Source organism: Psychrobacillus faecigallinarum (assembly GCF_014836595.1).
Classification (GTDB): Bacteria; Bacillota; Bacilli; order Bacillales_A; family Planococcaceae; genus Psychrobacillus; species Psychrobacillus faecigallinarum.
Genome location: NZ_JACSQO010000002.1, coordinates 495044 through 515623, shown reverse-complemented (window position 1 = coordinate 515623; position 20580 = coordinate 495044). Strand labels below are relative to the sequence as shown.

The 20580-nt window shown below is 36.4% G+C and carries 21 protein-coding genes; 3 read left to right on the top strand and 18 right to left on the bottom strand.

Features of this window, described 5'->3' with window-relative positions; genetic code table 11:
* Positions 1 to 4: 4 nt before the first annotated feature.
* The 13 genes from accC to H9650_RS07190 form a co-directional block, all read right to left on the bottom strand.
* Positions 5 to 1354, bottom strand: coding sequence for an acetyl-CoA carboxylase biotin carboxylase subunit (accC, locus tag H9650_RS07250; protein ID WP_191696879.1), 1350 nt, complete (start codon positions 1352 to 1354; stop codon positions 5 to 7).
* Positions 1355 to 1387: 33 nt separating this feature from the next.
* Complete coding sequence (gene accB, locus H9650_RS07245; protein ID WP_144536012.1) at positions 1388 to 1897, bottom strand: acetyl-CoA carboxylase biotin carboxyl carrier protein; 510 nt, start codon at positions 1895 to 1897, stop codon at positions 1388 to 1390.
* A gap of 247 nt (positions 1898 to 2144) precedes the next feature.
* Positions 2145 to 2678 carry a SpoIIIAH-like family protein gene (locus tag H9650_RS07240; protein WP_144536010.1) on the bottom strand — a complete coding sequence of 178 codons (534 nt, stop codon included), beginning with the start codon at positions 2676 to 2678 and terminating at the stop codon, positions 2145 to 2147.
* Position 2679: 1 nt separating this feature from the next.
* Positions 2680 to 2919, bottom strand: a complete 240-nt coding sequence (locus H9650_RS07235) for a hypothetical protein (RefSeq protein ID WP_144536008.1) — start codon at positions 2917 to 2919, stop codon at positions 2680 to 2682.
* Between the two features lie 241 nt (positions 2920 to 3160).
* Positions 3161 to 3316: a hypothetical protein gene (locus H9650_RS07230; protein WP_191696878.1), complete on the bottom strand. Its 156-nt coding sequence runs from the start codon at positions 3314 to 3316 to the stop codon at positions 3161 to 3163.
* Complete coding sequence (locus H9650_RS07225; RefSeq protein WP_151109495.1) at positions 3316 to 4227, bottom strand: stage III sporulation protein AE; 912 nt, start codon at positions 4225 to 4227, stop codon at positions 3316 to 3318. Before H9650_RS07225 ends, H9650_RS07230 begins: the two co-directional genes overlap by 1 nt.
* 14 nt (positions 4228 to 4241) lie before the next feature.
* The gene (locus H9650_RS07220) at positions 4242 to 4625 is read right to left on the bottom strand and encodes a hypothetical protein (protein WP_151109493.1); all 384 of its coding nucleotides are present in this window, start codon (positions 4623 to 4625) and stop codon (positions 4242 to 4244) included.
* Between the two features lie 3 nt (positions 4626 to 4628).
* Positions 4629 to 4838, bottom strand: a complete 210-nt coding sequence (locus tag H9650_RS07215) for a SpoIIIAC/SpoIIIAD family protein (protein WP_144536004.1) — start codon at positions 4836 to 4838, stop codon at positions 4629 to 4631.
* Between the two features lie 683 nt (positions 4839 to 5521).
* Complete coding sequence (efp, locus tag H9650_RS07210; RefSeq protein ID WP_144536002.1) at positions 5522 to 6079, bottom strand: elongation factor P; 558 nt, start codon at positions 6077 to 6079, stop codon at positions 5522 to 5524.
* A gap of 15 nt (positions 6080 to 6094) precedes the next feature.
* Positions 6095 to 7159 carry a M24 family metallopeptidase gene (locus H9650_RS07205; protein ID WP_144536000.1) on the bottom strand — a complete coding sequence of 355 codons (1065 nt, stop codon included), beginning with the start codon at positions 7157 to 7159 and terminating at the stop codon, positions 6095 to 6097.
* A gap of 70 nt (positions 7160 to 7229) precedes the next feature.
* Entirely contained in the window at positions 7230 to 7649 is a 420-nt protein-coding gene (locus H9650_RS07200) for a hypothetical protein (RefSeq protein ID WP_144535998.1), read from the bottom strand.
* 169 nt (positions 7650 to 7818) lie between these two features.
* Complete coding sequence (locus H9650_RS07195; protein ID WP_225215954.1) at positions 7819 to 10386, bottom strand: vitamin B12-dependent ribonucleotide reductase; 2568 nt, start codon at positions 10384 to 10386, stop codon at positions 7819 to 7821.
* 159 nt (positions 10387 to 10545) lie between these two features.
* The gene (locus H9650_RS07190) at positions 10546 to 11382 is read right to left on the bottom strand and encodes a lipoate--protein ligase family protein (protein ID WP_191696876.1); all 837 of its coding nucleotides are present in this window, start codon (positions 11380 to 11382) and stop codon (positions 10546 to 10548) included.
* A gap of 102 nt (positions 11383 to 11484) precedes the next feature.
* Between H9650_RS07190 and H9650_RS07185 the strand changes: the two genes are divergently transcribed.
* The 3 genes from H9650_RS07185 (at position 11485) to H9650_RS20410 (ending at position 13201) form a co-directional block, all read left to right on the top strand.
* Positions 11485 to 11868 carry a rhodanese-like domain-containing protein gene (locus H9650_RS07185; RefSeq protein WP_144535993.1) on the top strand — a complete coding sequence of 128 codons (384 nt, stop codon included), beginning with the start codon at positions 11485 to 11487 and terminating at the stop codon, positions 11866 to 11868.
* Between the two features lie 70 nt (positions 11869 to 11938).
* On the top strand, positions 11939 to 12478 hold the full coding sequence (locus H9650_RS20415) for a hypothetical protein (RefSeq protein ID WP_225215976.1): 540 nt from the start codon (positions 11939 to 11941) through the stop codon (positions 12476 to 12478).
* 27 nt (positions 12479 to 12505) lie between these two features.
* The gene (locus H9650_RS20410; protein WP_318245396.1) at positions 12506 to 13201 is read left to right on the top strand and encodes an ATP-binding protein; all 696 of its coding nucleotides are present in this window, start codon (positions 12506 to 12508) and stop codon (positions 13199 to 13201) included.
* 257 nt (positions 13202 to 13458) lie between these two features.
* Here H9650_RS20410 and H9650_RS07175 read toward each other — a convergent pair whose 3' ends face one another.
* The 5 genes from H9650_RS07175 to gcvPA form a co-directional block, all read right to left on the bottom strand.
* Entirely contained in the window at positions 13459 to 14268 is an 810-nt protein-coding gene (locus H9650_RS07175; RefSeq protein ID WP_191696875.1) for an alpha/beta fold hydrolase, read from the bottom strand.
* A complete protein-coding gene (locus H9650_RS07170) occupies positions 14223 to 16124 on the bottom strand; it encodes an ABC transporter permease subunit (protein WP_191696874.1) in 1902 nt (633 codons plus the stop codon). The genes H9650_RS07175 and H9650_RS07170 overlap by 46 nt, the downstream gene beginning before the upstream one ends.
* Positions 16125 to 16306: 182 nt before the next feature.
* A complete protein-coding gene (locus H9650_RS07165; RefSeq protein WP_191696873.1) occupies positions 16307 to 16966 on the bottom strand; it encodes a suppressor of fused domain protein in 660 nt (219 codons plus the stop codon).
* Positions 16967 to 17777: 811 nt separating this feature from the next.
* Positions 17778 to 19238, bottom strand: coding sequence for an aminomethyl-transferring glycine dehydrogenase subunit GcvPB (gcvPB, locus tag H9650_RS07160; protein WP_191696872.1), 1461 nt, complete (start codon positions 19236 to 19238; stop codon positions 17778 to 17780).
* Positions 19231 to 20577, bottom strand: coding sequence for an aminomethyl-transferring glycine dehydrogenase subunit GcvPA (gene gcvPA, locus H9650_RS07155; RefSeq protein WP_191696932.1), 1347 nt, complete (start codon positions 20575 to 20577; stop codon positions 19231 to 19233). Before gcvPA ends, gcvPB begins: the two co-directional genes overlap by 8 nt.
* Between the last annotated feature and the right edge of the window lie 3 nt (positions 20578 to 20580).

The window sequence follows — 20580 nt, the reverse complement described above, 5'->3', positions numbered from 1 at the left end:
CTTTTTATGAATTCATCACATCGTATTTCTCTAAAAACTTTGTATCAAAATCTCCAGATACAAATACCTCGTGATTCATGAGCTTTTCATGAAAGGCAATTGTTGTTTCCACACCTTCGATTGCAAATTCTCCAAGTGCGCGCTTCATCTTAGCAATTGCCTCTTCTCTCGTTTCACCATACGTGATAAGTTTAGCCACCATAGAATCATAAAACGGTGGAATCGTATAGCCTGGGTATACTGCTGAATCCACTCTTACCCCCAGTCCACCTGGCGGTAAATAAAATTCAACAAGTCCTGGAGATGGCATGAAGTTTTTATCTGGGTTTTCTGCATTGATACGACATTCTATAGCCCATCCATTAAGTTTAATATCTTTTTGTGCGAAAGGCAATTTTTCTCCTGCTGCAACTTTTAACATTTGTTTTATTAGATCTATGCCAGTTATCATTTCCGTAACAGGATGCTCCACTTGAATTCGGGTATTCATCTCCATAAAGTAAAACTTTTGGTTGATATGGTCAAAGATAAACTCAACCGTCCCAGCGCTTTCATAACCAACAGCTAGGGCAGCTTTAACTGCTGCATTACCCATTTCAGCGCGCAGTTCCTCAGATAGTGCTGGAGATGGAGCTTCCTCTACAAGCTTTTGCATACGTCTTTGCACGGAGCAATCTCTCTCTCCTAAATGCACTGCATTTCCATAAGAATCTGCTAGCACTTGAATCTCTACATGACGAAATACCTCTATATATTTTTCTAAGTAAACGCCAGGGTTACCAAATGCTGCTGCCGCTTCTTTTTGTGTTATTTTAATCCCTTTGATCAAGTCTGCTTCATCTTTTGCTACTCGTATTCCTTTACCACCACCACCAGCGGTCGCTTTGATGATGACTGGAAAACCTATTTCATTTGCTACTTTTAGTGCGTCCTCTTCGGTTTCAACGATTCCCTTAGATCCAGGAACAGTCGGTACTCCTGCTTTTTGCATAGTTTCCTTAGCAACATCCTTTATACCCATGCTTTTAATCGCTTGTGATGTAGGACCAATAAACTTAATGTCGCACTCCTCACAAAGCTCTGCAAATTCAGCATTTTCGGCTAAGAATCCATAACCCGGATGTATGCCTTCGCAGCCAGTTAACTTGGCCACACTGATAATATTTGAAAAGTTCAAATAGGAGTCTTTCGATAATCTAGGCCCTATACAATAAGCCTCATCTGCTAGTTGTACATGTAAAGCCTCTCGATCCGCTTCAGAATATACAGCAACAGTTTCAATATCAAGTTCTTTACATGCTCTAATTATACGAACAGCTATTTCGCCACGATTGGCAATCAACACTTTTTTCATGATGCTTACCCCTTTCCTCTTTTGTTTCCCTATTTATGCTTTTACTAGGAACAGAGGTTGGCCATATTCTACCAATTGTCCGTCTTTAACTAGGATTTCCACAATTTCTCCGTCTACTTCTGCTTCAATTTCATTGAATAGTTTCATCGCTTCTACGATACATACGATTGAGTCAGCAGTCACTTTACTACCAACTTGTACATATGCAGGCGTATCTGGAGAAGAAGATTGATAAAATGTGCCGACCATTGGAGAAGTAATTTTATGTAAAGAACTATTATCTTCTTCAACTGGAGCTAGTTTTGCTACTTGATTTTCTGTTTCTACTACTTTTGGAGCCTCGTTAACAACCGGAGCCTGTATTGTTTCTACTTTCGAAGCCTCTCCAACTGATGAGCTTTCTAATGATTGAATAGTCGATTTGTGAGAGTTTTTATCCCCTCTTTTAATCTTAATTTTAGTTCCTTCTGATTCATATGAAAACTCATCTAGTGTAGACTGATCAATTAGCTTAATAATTTCTCTGATTTCTTGGATCTTCATTTAGCCCATCTCCCTTAATTACTATTTAATACTTCCCTTTTCATTTTAGTCGTTTTTAGTTTAATTGGGAATAGAAACGTTTAAATGTTCATTACTTTTAGGGAATAACAGACTTAAACAAACCAAAAACTACCTTTTATACAGTAACTTTAATACGCTATATTAGTGAATTTATTTAAAAAAATTAAACCATAAATTGTTATATATAGTATAAACAGAAAAAAAGTGCCCGTTATAGGCACCTCTCTTACAGACCATCAAATTTTACTTCTACTTGATAAGCTTGAGGATATTCTCTCTTCACTGCATAAACAATATCAGAAGCCTTTTTTGAGGATTGCTCATTTGAAACTACATCAATCAACACTTTGTTGTCCTCTATACGAACTAAGGCATCATCATAGCCTAGGGACTTTATGATAAGCTCCAACATCGCTTCTGTTGAATCTATTTTCACTAACTGCTCAATTTGAGAATATGCCTCATTTTTTTGCTCAGCTGTAAATTCAGTTGAAGCAACCTTAGATTCAAGTTGCTCATGGAGTTGACTACGTTTTTCTTGAACTTCCATACGTAACTCTTCATAAGCATTACTGTGAGAAACAAATGATTCTTCATTTGTGGAAGCTGTTTCTACTAACTTAACATCCTCTACCGAGTCATTTGAAAATAAAGCAATTCCATCAAAAGGGGATGGTTTTTCTGTTGCGTAATACACGGTTACCACTGCAACTAAGCTTAATAAAGTTAAAAACCAAACGGATCTCTTTTTAATATTCATATTATTTATCCTCCAATTCCATTTCTTCTATCACTATTCGATGTGGAGATATTTGCAAAACAGATGAAAGGGTTTTTATAAGATTGTTTTTTATACGATTATCGCTCGCTCCTTCCGCAACTACCAGTATTCCAATCAGTTCTTCTTTTTCCATCTTGCTCTCACTTGTCCATTGGAAAAATGATGAATCACTTTCCTTTTTATTTTCAGATCGTTCTGCGTAATGAAAGTAAATAGACACCTTGCCAACCCCATGAATTTTTTCAAGTATTTCTGAGAGCTCATCCTTCGTTTGAGCTTCTGGAGGGGTGGAATTGTTTTTTACGTCATCCGTCAGCCCAAAAATCTCTGAAAATAAGAGACTAATGACTAATACTGCTAAACTTATAACTACAAAACGAAAAGTGGGTTTTTGTTTTAATGAGATAGTAGTTCACCCTTCTTTTCATATTGGATAACATACTTTATGCAACACAATCTATTTATATGAAGAAAAAGGAGATAATCCATACGATTATGGAAAGTTTTATGAAAAAGCCTGTTCTCTCCTTGTCCAATTGCTCGATTAAGATAGATAGAATTTCTCCAATTATGACAATCAGGAGAATTCCATATAGTAATGCTGAGAAATCTACCATTAACCCTTCACACCTATCAATAGTTTGGCAAAAAGCATGATTAAAATTATTGTAAAGAAAAACGCAAAGGCTATTAATACGGAGATAATCGAAAGTACAAATAATGTTTTTCCAATATCATCTAATAGACCGCTAATCTGCCCATCAACAAAAGGTTCAAGAATTGCACTGAGAAAGCGATATAGAAACGCAATTAGAATTGTTTGTATCGTTGGAATAGATATTAAAACTAATATAGATACCAAAATAGAATTTCCTGTGATAGCAGAAGCTGTAGATGAGTAGCTTTTCATTGTACTGATACTTTCGGTAAGCAAAGAACCAACAAAAGGTATATTGTTAGAGATCAATCTTTTTACTGTTTCATTTACAGCCCCGCTCACTGACCAAGTAATCACACCATTGACCGTTATAAATAGACTGTATAACAGAAGCATGATGGAGGTGGCTCCCACCAAAGTCATACGGATTAAATCTGACATTTTAGAAAAAGAAATGGCAGGTTGAATCCTAGTGATTAAATCAAAGAGAAAGGCTGCTAATAATGCAGGAATCATAATTTTATCTACCATAATAGATGTAAAGGTTGAGAACAGCAAAACGACCGGGTTCCATAGAGTGACTAGAAATGCCCCTCCAGATAAAGCTATCCCTGCCGTTAATACTGGATAGACTCCCAAAAACACGTGTACCAGCTCACCTGTTACTACTTGAACCATTTTTACTGTTCGAAAGGCAGGCTCCAAACAGTAAAAACAAATAATAAAAATAAACAATAATTTAAATAACCTTTTACTGCTGGGAATAAGCCATTCCAAACACATAAACGCAAAACCGAACAGGAGAATATAAACGAACGTTTGTATTACTTCTTTTGCTGGTTGCAAAATTGTTGCAATAATTTCATCCATTACTGCTCATTCCTTCAAGAGAGTAGTCCCATAACTGAAAAAAACTTTTCATAAAATTGTTTCATATGTTGGAGCCATACGATAAGTAAGATTGCCTTAGTCGTGAATGTAATCAGTGACGCCAAACTAGTGTACTCATAGTCCTCTAAGAGTTCTTCAACAATTTGCGAAATAAATAGGAGGATAACTGAGAACAATAATAGTTTTACGATTGGTAGAATCGCTTCTGGAACACTGGAGATATACTGATTAATAAAAGGAATAATGATTGAAGTAGTTAAATACGTTAAAAAGAGAAAAATATAAATGGTATAAATAAGGGAGTGAAGTTTGGGGTAGATTTCTTTAACTAACTGCAACAAGCAAAATGCTATTATAATAGTAATATAGACAATCATTTGCTAACTCGTCATAACAAGCCATTCTAAAAATGAGGAGATTTCATAAAAGAACAGCCTTAGTAAACGAAGCAATTCTATTGTCATGTAAATGTATCCTACAAAAAACAAAAAAAATGCAAACTCTTTTTTCCCTGTCGATTCAAAAAACAAGTGAAGAATTGCTATCAATAAGCCTATACCCGCAACTCGAAGTACATCGTGAAGTTCCACAATGCCTCCCCCTTCCCTATTACGTACTATATGTGGGACAGGTGGAGAATATGAACGAATAGTAAGGAAATACCTAGTCCGCTATATGTAACAAATTGAATAAATTCATAGTTTCTATTTATGTATAAAAATACGAACAATAAAAAAGTACACAATTATATACATATACTTTGCGATGAATAAAGTATAATTGATTTTTCACTTTAAGAGTATGTGTTCCGCAGCATGAACGATAAGCCATCATCGTGGCTTACCACAGATTCGCCGCCTGTCGTTCCAATAAACAGACTGACAAATGGTCGTTTTATAGAAAAATGCTATTTTGGAATTAATTAAATTCAAAAAAATTAGCGATTATTTTATAATGATTATGGATAAAACTATGAATTAAAAAGCGAGCCAATGTCATTGTAGGAATAGGCAACTATAGATTGTAAACTAGTATAAAAGGAAACAAAAGTGCTCTACTCGGAAGTTTTTAGCTAGCTGTATAATCCAACCAGTTCGCTACCGTAAAGAATACTTGCATCCGGTAAAGGGAATAATATATTGAGCTAATCCAGCAAACGCTCTAAACTTTCCAATTAACTTCAAGAGGCATTGCGTTTGAAAATAGAGTATGTTTCTAGTTCAATATAAAAAGGTACCAGGAGGTTTCCCTCTTGATACCTTTTTTGATTATATTATGCTCTTGAAACGTATGAGCCTTCATCAGTATTAATGATAAGTTTATCACCCACATTAATAAATAGTGGCACTGTAACAACTAAACCTGTTTCTAATTTAGCAGTTTTTGAACCACCACCAGAAGTATCTCCTTTGATTCCTGGCTCAGTTTCTATAACTTCTAGTTCCACTGATTTTGGTAATTCTACACCAAGTGTTTCTCCTTGGTATTGTATTACTTGTAATTCCATGTTTTCACGAAGGAATTTTAATTCATATTCGATTTGGTTTTCATTAAGCTCTAATTGCTCGTATGAATCCGTGTCCATGAAGATATGTTGATCTCCGCTTGCATAAAGGTATTGCATTTTTTTGTTATCGATTTGAGCTTTCTCCACTTTTTCTCCAGCACGGAAAGTTTTTTCATTCACAGAGCCGTTACGTAAGTTTCTCAGTTTTGAACGAACAAATGCAGCACCTTTTCCCGGCTTTACGTGTTGAAAGTCTAGAACACGGTAAAGAACGCCGTCTACTACGATTGTTAAACCTGTTTTAAAATCATTTACTGAAATCATTTAATTTCCTCCAAATTACGATAATATTAATAATTCTTTTGTAGAGTGTGTTAGCTTTTCTAGGCCATTCTCAGTCACGAGTGCATCGTCTTCTATACGAACTCCACCTATGTTCGGTAGATAAATCCCAGGTTCTATTGTAATAACCATGCCTGGTTCTAAAACAATGTCCGATCTGAATGATAATCCAGGTCCTTCATGAACTTCTAATCCGATACCATGACCAAGTGAATGGCCAAATGCTTCCCCGTATCCTTTTGAAGCGATATAGTCTCGTGCGATCGCATCTGCTTCTTTTCCAGTCATTCCTGGTTTAACCTTTTCAAGAGCTAATAATTGAGCATCTAAAACTACTTGATAAATTTCTTTTAGTTTTTCACTCGGCTCTCCTACTGCAAGAGTACGGGTTGTATCAGAGATATAACCATTATAAAGAGCTCCGAAATCTAATGTAACAAAATCTCCAACTTCGATTACTTTGTCTGTTGCTACTCCATGTGGCAATGCAGAACGTGTCCCTGAAGCTACAATTGTATCAAAAGAAGAGGAAGTAGCGCCACGTTTACGCATAAAGAATTCCAGTTCATTCGAGACTTGTAGTTCCGTCATGCCAGGTTTTATGTAAGTCACAATATGCTCATATGCCTCATCAGCTATACGACAAGCTGCCTTTATTATACTAATCTCTTCGTCCGTCTTTATCAAGCGAATTTTTTCAACCACTCCCGACAAAGGTACAAGATCTGATGAAACAGCTTGCTTATATAATTCATAAACGCTGTAAGTCACATCATCTTTTTCAAAGCCTAGTGATTTAATACCCATTTCTGTTACTTGGTTAGAGACTTCCTCTAATAGAGTTTTAGTATGCTGAACAATACGAAAATCCTTCACTTGACTAGCAGCCTGTTCGGTATAACGGAAATCTGTGATAAACACTGCATCATCTTTAGATACAATTGCGACACCTGCCGTACCAGTAAAGTCGGTAAGATATCGTAGATTGTACCCGTTTGTGATTAATAATGCATCCACGCCTCTTTCTTCTAATGCTAAACGCAGCTTTTCTAATTTCATCATTAGCCCTCTTCTCATTATCAAAATAAACTCTATTGTCTATTTTATCATAGGAAAGGGAGTGGGTAAATTTTCATTTTCCAATCGGCTGATCCTTGGAATGGAATATGGCTGACTCCATTAGAAATCGCACACCTATAACGACGATGCAAATAAAGGGAATGGATGTTTTTTTTATCGTTTTAATCATTGTAGCATCACTAATCAGCCACTCTACGATAAATGCTAGTATAATCCCAAAAATGATACTTGAAATAGCAACTGGAACTTTCGCTGTCAAAATACTTATATAATAAATCACTAAACTTATTGCCCAAATAACTAGAAACAAAACTAACCAGCGAAGATAAACATTTGTATCATCGAACATCTCGAAGGATTTTGAATAACCTACTGGATTCCATTTAACAAAGTGAAATAAATGTAAAAATTTAAGCAATGCAGTAACTACAACAGCAGCTGCTAAGCTCGTAAAAAAAGATAAACTTTTCATGCACAACATCCTCCTTTTTAATCAGTTTGTGCCTTTCCTAGTTTTACTAAACAAAATAAGAAAAACATTTCCTATAGAAGATTCATAAAAAAATAAGTCTTTAAAGCAGTAGTTTTACATGTAAAAAAAGAGCATATGCAGAATCTGCATATGCTCTCTTCTATAATATTTACAGTCCACATTTTAGCTGTGCATTGCAATTTGTACAAGTGTTACATCCACCCATTTCCTCTACCGTACCTTTACGACAGACTGGACAAGTGTTTCCAACTTCAGATCCTATTGTTACGTTTGTAGAACGTAAATCCTGAATCGTATCGATCAAGACAATCGGACGTTTTTCCATTACTTTTTCTTCTTTTACTGCATCATCATCTACTGTGTTTTCTTCTGCTTTTAGCGTTAATACCTGTGAATCACGACTTCCATCTACGTAAACTGTTCCACCTTTTGCTCCACCGCTATACAATCGCTCATAAACTGCCTCTACTTGTTCTACAGTATAGCCCCGAGGTGCATTTACTGTTTTCGAGATAGAGCTATCAATCCAACGTTGGATGATACATTGCACATCTGCATGTGCTTCTGGTGGTAATTCCATGGCAGTAACAAACCAGTTTGGCAATTCATCTTCTTTTACAGTTGGATTTGCATCTAAATATTCCTGTACGATATCCGCTTTTACTTCGATAAACTTACCTAAACGGCCACTTCTGTAATACGTGAATGAATAATAAGGCTCTAATCCTGTAGATACTCCAACCATTGTTCCAGTAGAGCCAGTAGGAGCAACCGTTAATAAATGAGAATTACGAATTCCCTTTTCAAGCACTGCTTCACGAATATCTTGGGGCATAGTTTGCATAAATCCAGTTTCCGTAAATGCCTTACGAAGTCTGTTCGTTTCTTCTTCCGTCTCTCCAGTCAAGAATGGGAAGCTTCCTCTTTCGCTTGCAAGTTCCGCAGATGTTTCATAAGCAGCTACAGCAATTGTCTTAAAGATTTCGTCCACAAGGAGATTACCTTCCTCCGAACCATACTCTTTTTGGCAATAGATTAAAAGGTCTGCTAATCCCATAACTCCAAGACCCACACGTCTTTCTCCTAGAGCTTGAATTTTGTTCTCTTCTAAGAAATATGGAGTAGCATCGATGACGTTATCTTGCATACGAACACCAACACGAACAGTTTCTTTTAATGCTTCAAAATTTACTGTTTTAGTATCTTTGTTAGCAAATTGCGCTAGGTTTACTGCAGCTAGGTTACACACTGAGTATGGTGCAAGTGGTTGCTCTCCACATGGGTTTGTAGCGACAACTTTTTGTCCATATGCAGTTGCATTCGTTTTATCGTTAGCATTATCGATAAAGAACACACCTGGCTCTGCAGAATAAGTTGCACAGATATTGATAAGGTTCCATAATTCTTTTGCTTTCACTGTACGGTATGTACGAACCTTGTAGCCCATACGCTCCCACTCGCGAACGTCACCAATTTTATGCCAGTTTTCATTATAGAAGGTCATTTCTTCTTCTGTATAGGATTCTGTTGCTGGGAATCGAAGGTCGAAGTTCCCGTCCTCTTCCACAGCCTTCATGAAATCATCTGTAAGAGTTACAGAAATGTTTGCTCCAGTTAAAAACTCAGGGTTATGAACTGAGAAAGTACCTCCGTCACGCAGTTTTGTTTCTGCATCGCGGATAATCTCATCGCTGAAGCCTCCTAAGCCTGGAATGTTTTTATAGTTAACAATTCCCTGGTACATAGCTTCTTCTTGTGCAGTAAGAGGCTTAAATTTAAGCTTGTCCTTTGCAAGTTGTTTAATGGTTTCATCCTTAGTGTTCTCGATCAAAAAGCGAAGAATACGTGGATTTTGCATTTTAGAAATGATAAATTCCGCAATATCTGGATGCCAATCCGCAAGCATAATCATTTGTGCTCCGCGTCTTGAACCACCTTGTTCTACTAGGTGAGTAAGTTTAGCAATATCATCTAACCAAGATACAGACCCTGATGATTTACCGTTTACACCACGAGCCAATGTATTACGTGGACGAAGAGTAGAACCATTTGTACCTACTCCTCCACCGCGACTCATGATTTCCATTACTTGTTTACGGTGATCACTGATTCCTTCTCGTGAGTCAGCAACAAAAGGCATAACATAGCAATTGAAGTAAGTTACATCTGTTCCTGTACCCGCTCCATATAATACTCGTCCAGCAGGTATAAATTTAAGGGAAACTAATTGTTGATAGAACTTTCCAAACCATTCAACTCTCTTTTCTTCCGTTTCTTCTACAGAAGCAAGTCCAGTTGCATTACGCTTAGCAATTTGTTCATAATAAACTTCTAACGGTTTTTCAATTACACTCAAAGGACGGCGAACGATGCCTGATTTTATCTTAGAGCTATCATCTATTGCACTACGATAGTCTTCTTCGATTAATACTTCCGCCGTTTTATCTTCATCGTTAATAGAGACAATATAACCGAGACCTCTAGCAGGAAACTTAGGGTCTTCCTTTACTGTTAAAACGACAAAATCTCCTACTTTTAGCGTTTTCTTTTCAGTATCCTTGAATGAATATCTGTCAATCATTACCAATCGAGATACACCTTTGTGTGTTAGATTCATATCTTCTGTTATTGGATGGACTTGAGGAAATAATTCGATATCTCGATTTAATTCTTTTACATTTAATTTCATATTAGTTTCATTAGTAGTAGTTACCAATTGTTTTTCCTCCTTTCTACAACTCGCATTGACACAAGATGTAGTAGCTTTATATATCATACGGTACTACATATAGAGGTGTAAAGTGATTTAATTTGGCAAATTAAATTTTAAGCATTAATTCCTATTCCTCATTTTGACCATATGCCTTTAAGACTTTTATTTTTTTAAATTCCATTCGTCATTTGCATAACGCCGTTTTTCCAACGTTTTCACATATTCAATTTGTTTCTCATTTAAGCTAAATGGCACCAATTCAACATTTAAAGCTTCTGAAAATCCATCCCTAAAAGCAACCTTGCACATGTCTATAGGTATCGGTTTTTGTAATAATTTGTTTATAGCGACAGCTTTTTGATTTATACTTTTTTTCACCTTTTCACGTGCTTCATCCGTAGAAAATTTAAAAGTTTGAACTAGTTTCTCATCGTCTAAATCTAAAAGTATCGCTCCATGCTGTAATATAACACCTTTTTGTCTAGTTTGAGCACTACCTGCAACCTTTTTACCTTCCACCACTAGCTCATACCAACTAGGTGTGTCAAAGCAAACGGCAGTTTTAGGATTCTTTAGAGCTTGTAGCTTATCAGGAGTGTTAGGAATAGAAAAGTAAGCTTCTAATCCAAGACTCTGAAATCCTTTCAACAGTCCCTCACTGATTACTCGATATGCCTCCGTGACTGTTGCTGGCATATCTGGATAGTCTTCCGAAACAATGACGCTATATGTAAGTTCATGCTCATGAAGAACTCCTCGCCCACCTGTTGGTCTTCGAACAAATCCTAAACCAAGCCTGCGAACTGCTTCCATATCTATCTCTTTTTCTACCGATTGAAAATAACCAATTGATAGAGTTGCAGGATTCCATTCGTAAAATCGAATCACAGGTGGAATCAAACCTTCACTATGCCAGTCTAGAAGTGCTTCGTCAAGCGCCATATTATAAGATGGGGCGCACGGACCTGAATCAATAAAGTACCATTTTGTTTTTTCCAAACTTCTCCCCCCTAACAACGCTATTCATTTTACCAAAATGATTGAATTGTATCTAGCAAATCTTTTATAATAGATATTGGAAGTATAGAAAGGGGAAAGACCGTGTTAGAGACTCTTTATATTATCATAGCAATATTGGTCGTATTATTAGTTTATGCTGGAATTTCAGCATACCGACTAAAAAAAACAGTTACAAACCTTACGCAGGAACAATTCATCGAGGGTTATCGAAAAGCTCAGTTAATCGATGTGCGTGAACCAAAGGAATTTGATGGAGGTCATATTCTTGGTGCAAGAAATATACCATCATCTCAATTGCGTCAACGTCACAAAGAAATTCGACCAGATAAGCCAGTATATCTTTATTGCGGAAATGGCGCAAGAAGTGGACGCGCAGCCATGTTCTTAAAGAAAAAAGGCTACACGCAGCTTAACCAATTACAAGGTGGTTTTAAAAGCTGGACTGGAAAGATAAAATCCAAATAATATAACATAAGGTTCTTCTTACCAAGAGGAACCTTTTTTGTTTAGAGCTTTTACATAGGGGGATTGGCTAATGAAGGTATTATTTTCTAACGAAGAACAATTTAGAAAGTTACACCCAAACTATGAGGATTTTGCTATTTTAACACGGAGAGTCATTAAGCTCTTAAATGAAAATTATGAGGGCAATTGGCAATTAGTGGATATAGGAGATCATATAATTCAATTAGATAACAGTCTAATCGAAATGATGGAAAATGAACTGATTCAATACAAAATTTTAGGAAATATTTATGAAGCAAAGCCATTAAGTAAAATTGCCAATAAATCTTCACTTTCGATGGAGAGCAAGCTAGAGATTGTCAGTACCTTTGAAAATACGGTTATTTTATTTCCTGAATATCAAGTGGCCGTAACAATGGCCTTTAATTTTTCGGGAGGGAATGCTTGGCCTGAATATTTTTTCTTTTCCACTTCCCCTGAAGGTGCCCTTTACTTTTTAGAAGAAATAAACGAAAAGCTACGTGAACTTCTCATGCAATCTGTCACCTATTTGGTAGACACGGAACACGGGGTACAACGAAGAAAATATGGGGAGCAAGCTGCCGTTTAAAGAGAGGAAGTTTTACTCGAGAACCATATTAAACAAGATATTTTTCGTTCTATCGATGAATTTTTTAATGAGGACGGTCATTTTTTCAAGGAATACGGTCTTCCATACAAAAGGGGTATCTTACTTTATGGTTCCCCCGGCAATGGAAAAACAACATTAGTTAAATCTATAACAGGATCTACAAAGGCTCCGGTGGTATATTGGCAAATCACTGAATTCACAGGAAGCCATTCAATCCAAGAGGTTTTTGGGATAGTTACAAGATTAGCACCAGCTATTCTTGTAATAGAGGATATTGACTCGATGCCTGAGTATACACGCTCCGTCTTTTTAAACACGCTAGACGGAACACAATCTCGCGAAGGGCTATTTATCATTGGAACCACTAACTACCCTCAAAAGATTGATCCTGCACTTATTAACCGAGCTGGAAGATTTGATCGTGCCTATGAAATTCCTTCACCACCGCAAAAGGTAAGAGAAAATTACTTACGTAAGGTAGATAAAAAGAAGATTTTTACTGAAGAAGTATTGACAGATATAGCTAAACGTTCAAAGGGCTTATCTGTTTCCCAATTAAACGAATTGTACATGTCCATTGCATTGAATTGGCATTACGATGGGGAGCTTGGATACGAAAAACGTATTAACGAATTAATTCAACAAAACAAACGTACTCTTAAAAATGACTGGGAAGAGGACGATCATTCTATCGGCTTCTAATTTCTGCATAAACACTCCTGGATTTTAGTAGGAGTGTTTACTTTATTTATATAACTTTATATACATAATAAATGTATGAATATTATATTTCGACTTGAAAAAATATTGAGTTTCTTCTATATAGAATGATATATAGTTTGTGAGAGAGACATCATACTTAAAATCGTCCTATTATATGCGCAGAATGGAGATATTACCTCCCGCTCCACCTCTAGTAATTAAACGAGAGACTATCTAATCGATAGACGAATATTACTTCAGTTTATCTCTGGAGTACTCCCACTTCTCTTTATTTCCTCCGTGTTTGTAAGTACATTCCCTCCCTTCAACCAATTTTCTAATATATCATTGAAAAATTCTGGAGCTGCTAATGGAATTCCATGGCCTATACCACTAATAGTAATCGCATTTGCACAATCATGTTTGTTTAATAGGTCTCCCGCCGAATTTTTCATCACTTTTTTTTCTTTATCTCCAACAGTTATTAATAGTCTAGTTTTTACATTAGAATATTCGAATGGAATATGAAAGGACATATTCTCCTCAAGAACTCTTGTAAGGGTGTTTAAAGACATTTGGTTGCTCTCTTTGAAGTATTGTTCAAATCTATCTTCTCCTATATACAAAGTCTTTGCTTGGAGCTTAGAAAAGGTTCTACTCTTTATGAACGGATAAGTTAACTTTAACGAAGGTTTAACCATTTGCTTTCCAAGTGGTATCTTTCTTACGAGTGCACTATTAATCATTGCACAGTTTATTAAACTTTTGTTAATACATAGCATTTGAATAGCTATTTGTGCTCCTAACGAAAAACCAACAACAATTTTCTTCTTATCTTCATGCTGTTCCTGAAGTAAATGTATGAGTTGAAAAGCGCAATCCTCTATAGAGACAAATTCGCTCTCATTATTTTGGCCATGACCAGGGAGATCTGGTACAATACAATGATAGTTTTCTTTAAAGTACTGAACCTGCTTATCCCACATCCACCCCGCTACTCCTCCACCATGTAGAAATAGGATTATTTCGTCGTTCTCTTGGCCAAATTCCTTGTAATATAGGACCATTTTATTTCCCGCCTTTTCTTTTGTCCTCCAGACTGTAATTGTTTATCTGAGATGCCATCTGCTATCTTCTGAAAACAAAAAATAAGTAACATAAATATAGCTAACGGAGGTATTATGAGCCACAATTGTTTTGTTAGAAATACTTCCTTCGATATGGAAATCATTCCTGACAATTCGTAAATTTCTCGTGATAGTCTAGGGCTATCAAGAAAGTTAATTGCTCCACCAACAAAAATGGATAAAACACCTAAATGTACGAGTGTTTGAAGTACTTGCACTATGTGCTGGGCCCAATATAACCAAAGTTTCCTACCTATTTGTGGATTAATATGCTTTAGTACAATCCATATTAAAGACCCTCCCATTACAGCAGAGTTTTGTACATATTCTTTTTTAATCGCCTCATTCATTTCGTTGCCAATAAGACTAGTAGTAATCGGAAGTACTAGCACAGACAAGATAAAAACTTGGATAAACAATCTTTCCCACAGTGTAGTTTGCCATTCACCAGAATAGGCGATTAAAATCGGTAGAAGCAAAATATACATTAATAATGTTAAAGGTAAAAAGTGCAGCCCGTCAGCTATACTATTAATGGCTTTTCTCCATTTAGCTTTTAAATAGAAAGCATAAACAAAACCAAAAACATATCCTCCAAACACTCTAACAGTAGCGACTAGAAGAGTGAACACAATAGTATATTTTGTTCCAACAAGTAGTTGTTGGAAAATGGAATATCCATGTGGATCCGTGCCTAAAAGAACACTACTAGATGGAGGCAGTGGCGACCTCCCGATTAGAGATCCGGTCTCGTCATATAAAAAATTTATCTGTTCCACATGGTCATCATAGAAAAAATAATATGCTACACTTACACTTAGCAGGCAAAAAACAATCATTAATGGAATTGTTATATTCATATACTGAGTGAGGAGAGCGAATATGCTCACCCTTTTTTTAGTTTTATAACGAAAAAGATTCTTCCACTGGAGGGAATCCATGAATGAAACTCGCAACCCTTCGAAAAGAACACTTTTTTCTCGCTGACCCTTCTTAACCGTATTTTCTCCAATCGAATAAAAAAGAAAAAATGGTATAAATATAGATAAAAGTATGTACGCAATGCCCTTTGGAGTGAAATCATTTCTTAAATAATGCAGAATCCCCGGAATCCCAAAAAGATACTCTATGATAAATAAGGAAGACAGAGTAAGCCAGACAATTGACTTTGATTGAAAAAAGACACTTTGTAAGACGTTAGAGGTACAATGCCTAAGCAGAACCTCTAGCTTGGATAGACCCTTCGATCTAGCAAGCTCTACATATGGCTCTCCCATCTCTTGATTAAATAAAAGGACAAATAATTTATAAAAAAGAATGGTCGGAATTACTGAAAGACAAATAACTGGCGCAGCATAAATAACTTCTCCTCCTAAGCTATAAAAGGAAAGAATGCGATAACCAGACATTTTATATATCTGGACTACTGCTATTTGGATAAGAAATATATAAGCGAAATCGGGTACAGCAGTAAGTAAGTTTGCTAATTTTAATAAGACTTTTTGAATTGGCCCTTTTGAAATAGTTGTGAGAATAGCCAAAATAAAGGAAACAAACATAGAAAAAACCAACGAGGCAATCAAAATAGTCATAGAATACAAATATGGCCCTTTAAAATAATTACCTAAGCTTATAGGAATAGATTCACCTGTTTCAATAACAAAATAACTAAGAGACCATTGAGATGGTAAAACTAAACTTTTGCTCACCTCTAGCACTGTATGAAAATATAAAGAAAAATCGAATATGCTACCTATTTGAAACAAAACAACAGGGACACTACTAATTAAAACCATGCCCAAAACTCCTAAAAGAAACTTTCCTAATAAATTGAAACATTTACGCATATTTTCCCCCCTAGAAAAGTCTCTTTTAATGTTCTAAAGGGTTATACGTAATTTTTAGCTAAAAGTTTCAAAAATGTTAAAATTTAGATTTTATGTAGATGTTTTTACATTGTTAGTAAGATACATAGCTATTATATATATGACTTGTTCCTATTCATATCTGTAACTAAATTAGGATTTTCTTTCTTCATTTTTTCGACTAAAATTTCTGCATTTGTTGGATCCTTTATTAACATATCTAATTCTCTTTGCGTGATTCCTACCAACTGTATAAAATCTACTCTTCCATGAATGCTATCTATACCTAGAATCTCTGTGTCTTCCACAATAAGCAGAGCTGTAATAGCAGATTCTACTCCAATATGCAGAGAACCTCCATTTCCTGCTACATACTGTAAAGGTTCAAACGGTCTTTTCTGTGTATTGGTATACCTAGCGAGATTAGAAAGCATAGATATTGCCCATAAACAGTCTTCTGTCTCTTCCTCCGACAGCTTAATAGTCATTTCATATCCCCAACCACTCCATTCACCACCAACTGCTTGTTCGTCCACGTATAACTCGGTCATTCCATAAGTCACAATATGCTTATATCCATTAGGAGATTGATAAATACTATACCCGTCAATATATTCATCTCCGCCAAACATAACCCTAGAATGTAGATTAGTTCCAAAATGAGCTGGCTCCTGATTTGGATAAAGCTGATCAAAGACTACATCTATTGCATCCCAACCCGGTGACCAATCCCCTTGTTTTGCTGCTCGCTTTTTATATTCTTCTAAATTCATAGTACATCCATCCTCTCATCTGTAATTATATTAAAAGCTATCTGTATAAAATAAATGCTTCACTCCCTAAATGGGTGAATAAGTTATTAATTCTACGAGAAATGGGACCATTAAGTTTCAGATTTGGCAGATTTCAATATGGAAATTGCGCGGAAAAGTGATTTATGACCGGATAGATTTTTTTATGACCGTTCAGAGAGGTTTTATGACCGGATAGAATTTTTTATAACCGTTCACGACGGTTTTATAACCGGATAGAAAAATTTATGACCGTTCAACAAACTAAAACTACTTGGAGAAATAAAAAGAACGTATCAATAAGACCAATACGTTGTGACCTTGCTTCTTCTCGATTATGAAACAACACACATCAATAATATGAATATTTTAAAAAATGATAGAATTGTTACAATAGATTTTTTGTACTTTAATAGTAATCATCAATAATATAGGTGGTGTCTTTTTGGAAAAAGAAGTGAAAAAGAGCCTTATTAAAATTTATCCGTTACTGTCGTAGGTGTAATTCTAATATTAATGGTTCCTATTCTTTTTAATTTTTTTCTAATAACTGTTTTCACATTATCTTCTACACAATTTGGCTCGTCCTTTTAAGAAGGAATGGGGAACGGTATTCCCCCCCCTTCTTCGACTTTTTCTATTATGCCCTTAACTTCAGAGATGCAATAAGGTAACCTTATTATTTTCATACATCTCATCTCCTCATATAATTACTAGATTACAACTATTGTATAGCCATTTTAAGCAATACTCCTATAAAAAAAGTGCGACCCCTTAGGATCGCACTTGATAATTATGATTTTGTGTATCTTAAAACAGGTTTACGAGCTGCCTTTGTTTCGTCTAAACGATTGATGACCGTTGTATGTGGTGCATTTTGAACGATTTCTGGATTTTCTTCCACTTCTTTAGCTATTTGAATCATAGCTTCGCAAAATGCATCTAATGTTTCTTTCGATTCAGTTTCAGTTGGCTCGATCATCATGCCTTCCTCTACATTCAATGGGAAGTAGATTGTTGGTGGATGATATCCGAAGTCAAGCAGACGCTTAGCCATATCTAATGTACGAACTCCTAATTTCTTCTGGCGACGACCACTTAAGACGAATTCATGCTTACAATGGCGGTTATAAGGAAGGTCGTAATAAGCTTCCAAACGTCTCATCATATAGTTAGCATTTAATACTGCATATTCTGTTACTGCTTTTAGCCCATCTGGACCCATAGAACGAATATAAGTGTATGCACGAACATTGATACCGAAGTTACCATAGAACGGCTTAACACGGCCAATTGTTAGTGGACGATTGTAGTCAAATGTGTATTTGTTGTCCTCTTTAACTAGAACTGGGCTTGGAAGGAAAGGAATTAAATCTGCTTTCACTCCTACTGGTCCAGAACCTGGACCACCACCGCCATGAGGACCTGTAAATGTTTTGTGCAAGTTTAAATGAACGCAGTCAAAGCCCATGTCTCCTGGACGCGCTTTAGACATAACAGCATTTAAGTTTGCACCATCATAGTAAAGCTTACCGCCTACACCATGGATAATTTCAGCTAGCTCTAAAATGTGTTCCTCAAATAATCCTAGTGTATTAGGGTTAGTAAGCATTAGGGCAGCAGTATCTGGACCTACGACACGACGAAGATCCTCTAAATCTACTAAACCATCTTCGTTTGACTTAACTGTGATTGTCTCAAATCCTGCTACAGTAGCAGAAGCTGGATTTGTACCATGTGCAGAGTCAGGCACAATTACTTTTGTCCGCTGTGTATCACCATTTGATTCGTGGAATGCACGAATCATCATAAGAGCGGTCCATTCACCGTGGGCTCCTGCAGCAGGTTGTAGTGTAACTTCATCCATACCTGTGATTTCTACTAGAGATTGCTGTAGATCATACAACATTTCCATTGCACCTTGCACTGTTGATTCATCTTGAAGTGGGTGTATGTTCGCAAATCCTGGGAAGCGTGCAACAGATTCATTGATTTTTGGATTGTATTTCATCGTGCATGAACCAAGTGGATAAAAGCCTGTATCCACTCCATGGTTACGATTAGATAACGCTGTATAGTGACGCATAAGGTCAAGTTCTGATACTTCTGGAAGCTGTGCCTCTTCTTCACGCATCATCCCTACAGGTAATATTTCGGATAAATCTACTTCTGGGACATCTAATTCAGGAAGACTATATCCTACTCTACCCTCTTTTGTTATTTCAAAAATTAGTGGTTGATTGTCCTTATGCATAAAGAGCCCCCATTTCTTGAACGAGTGTATCTATTTCTTCTTTTGTGCGTTGCTCAGTTACTGCGATCAACACATGATTTTTTAGATCAGAATAAATGTGGCCAAGATCAAACCCACCAATCATTCCTTTTTCAAGAAGCTTACTATTCGCATCAGCTATTGAGCCATTAACTTTAACTACGATTTCGTTAAAATGTGCCCCTTGGAAAGGAACCTCAAAACCAGCTTTTTCAAATGCTAGCTTCGCATAATGAGTCTTAGTAATATTTTGAATAGCCATTTCTTTTACACCTTTTTTACCAAGGGCAGTCATTGCTACAGATGCGGCAAGAGCATTAAGGGCTTGGTTAGAACAGATATTAGAAGTAGCTTTATCACGACGAATATGTTGTTCGCGAGCTTGTAGCGTTAATACAAATCCACGACGCCCCTCCTCATCAGTTGTTTCTCCAACAAGACGGCCTGGTACCTTACGCATTAATTTAGAAGTTACTGCGAAGAAGCCACAGTGCGGTCCGCCAAATGCTTCAGCAATACCAAAAGGTTGCGCATCTCCAACTGTAATATCTGCTCCAAATTTACCTGGAGGTGTCAAGGCACCCAAAGCAAGCGGATTAGCAGAAACAACAAACAATGCATTTTTTGCATGTGTTATTTGTTCAACTTTCGTTAGATCTTCAATTTGACCGAAGAAGTTCGGATATTGAACCATAACAGCCGCAGTATCCTCATCGACAGTTTCTTCTAGCTTAGCTAGGTCCGTTACTCCATTTTTCATCGGTACAGTAACCACATCCACATTTTGACCCTTTGCATAGACTTTAACTACATCAATGTATTCAGGATGGATTGCCTCAGAAACAACTAATTTCTTGCGTTTTGTGTGTCCTGCCGCAAGGTTACCTGCTTCAGCTAAAGCTGTACCACCGTCATACATTGACGAGTTTGCAAGGTCCATTCCAGTCAATTCGCAAATCATTGTTTGAAACTCAAAAATAGCTTGGAGCTCACCTTGAGATATCTCTGGTTGGTATGGTGTATAAGCTGTATAAAATTCAGAACGTGAAATAACATGATCCACAACGATTGGCTTGAAATGATCATATACTCCGGCACCTAAGAAAGAAGCGTACTGTTTACTATCTGCATTTTTAGCAGCTAGCTGGCTTAATTCTTTTAAAAGAGCAGATTCTGCCTTTGCAGGTTTAATATTATACTCACCTTTAAAACGAACCTTCTCTGGGATATCAGCAAACAATTCATCAATAGAAGAAATGCCGATTACTTGTAACATTTCCTTTTGATCTTGTTCAGTCATTGGTAAATAACGATGCTTCATCAA

Bases quoted from the DNA above. Each gene is read 5' to 3' on its own strand.
- accC (WP_191696879.1), bottom strand. From the start codon at position 1,354: ATGAAAAAAGTGTTGATTGCCAATCGTGGCGAAATAGCTGTTCGTATA.
- accB (WP_144536012.1), bottom strand. From the start codon at position 1,897: ATGAAGATCCAAGAAATCAGAGAAATTATTAAGCTAATTGATCAGTCT.
- H9650_RS07240 (WP_144536010.1), bottom strand. From the start codon at position 2,678: ATGAATATTAAAAAGAGATCCGTTTGGTTTTTAACTTTATTAAGCTTA.
- H9650_RS07230 (WP_191696878.1), bottom strand. From the start codon at position 3,316: ATGGTAGATTTCTCAGCATTACTATATGGAATTCTCCTGATTGTCATA.
- H9650_RS07225 (WP_151109495.1), bottom strand. From the start codon at position 4,227: ATGGATGAAATTATTGCAACAATTTTGCAACCAGCAAAAGAAGTAATA.
- H9650_RS07220 (WP_151109493.1), bottom strand. From the start codon at position 4,625: ATGATTGTCTATATTACTATTATAATAGCATTTTGCTTGTTGCAGTTA.
- efp (WP_144536002.1), bottom strand. From the start codon at position 6,079: ATGATTTCAGTAAATGATTTTAAAACAGGTTTAACAATCGTAGTAGAC.
- H9650_RS07205 (WP_144536000.1), bottom strand. From the start codon at position 7,159: ATGATGAAATTAGAAAAGCTGCGTTTAGCATTAGAAGAAAGAGGCGTG.
- H9650_RS07200 (WP_144535998.1), bottom strand. From the start codon at position 7,649: ATGAAAAGTTTATCTTTTTTTACGAGCTTAGCAGCTGCTGTTGTAGTT.
- H9650_RS20415 (WP_225215976.1), top strand. From the start codon at position 11,939: ATGAAGGTATTATTTTCTAACGAAGAACAATTTAGAAAGTTACACCCA.
- H9650_RS07175 (WP_191696875.1), bottom strand. From the start codon at position 14,268: ATGGTCCTATATTACAAGGAATTTGGCCAAGAGAACGACGAAATAATC.
- H9650_RS07170 (WP_191696874.1), bottom strand. From the start codon at position 16,124: ATGGTTTTAATTAGTAGTGTCCCTGTTGTTTTGTTTCAAATAGGTAGC.
- H9650_RS07165 (WP_191696873.1), bottom strand. From the start codon at position 16,966: ATGAATTTAGAAGAATATAAAAAGCGAGCAGCAAAACAAGGGGATTGG.
- gcvPB (WP_191696872.1), bottom strand. From the start codon at position 19,238: ATGCATAAGGACAATCAACCACTAATTTTTGAAATAACAAAAGAGGGT.
- gcvPA (WP_191696932.1), bottom strand. From the start codon at position 20,577: ATGAAGCATCGTTATTTACCAATGACTGAACAAGATCAAAAGGAAATG.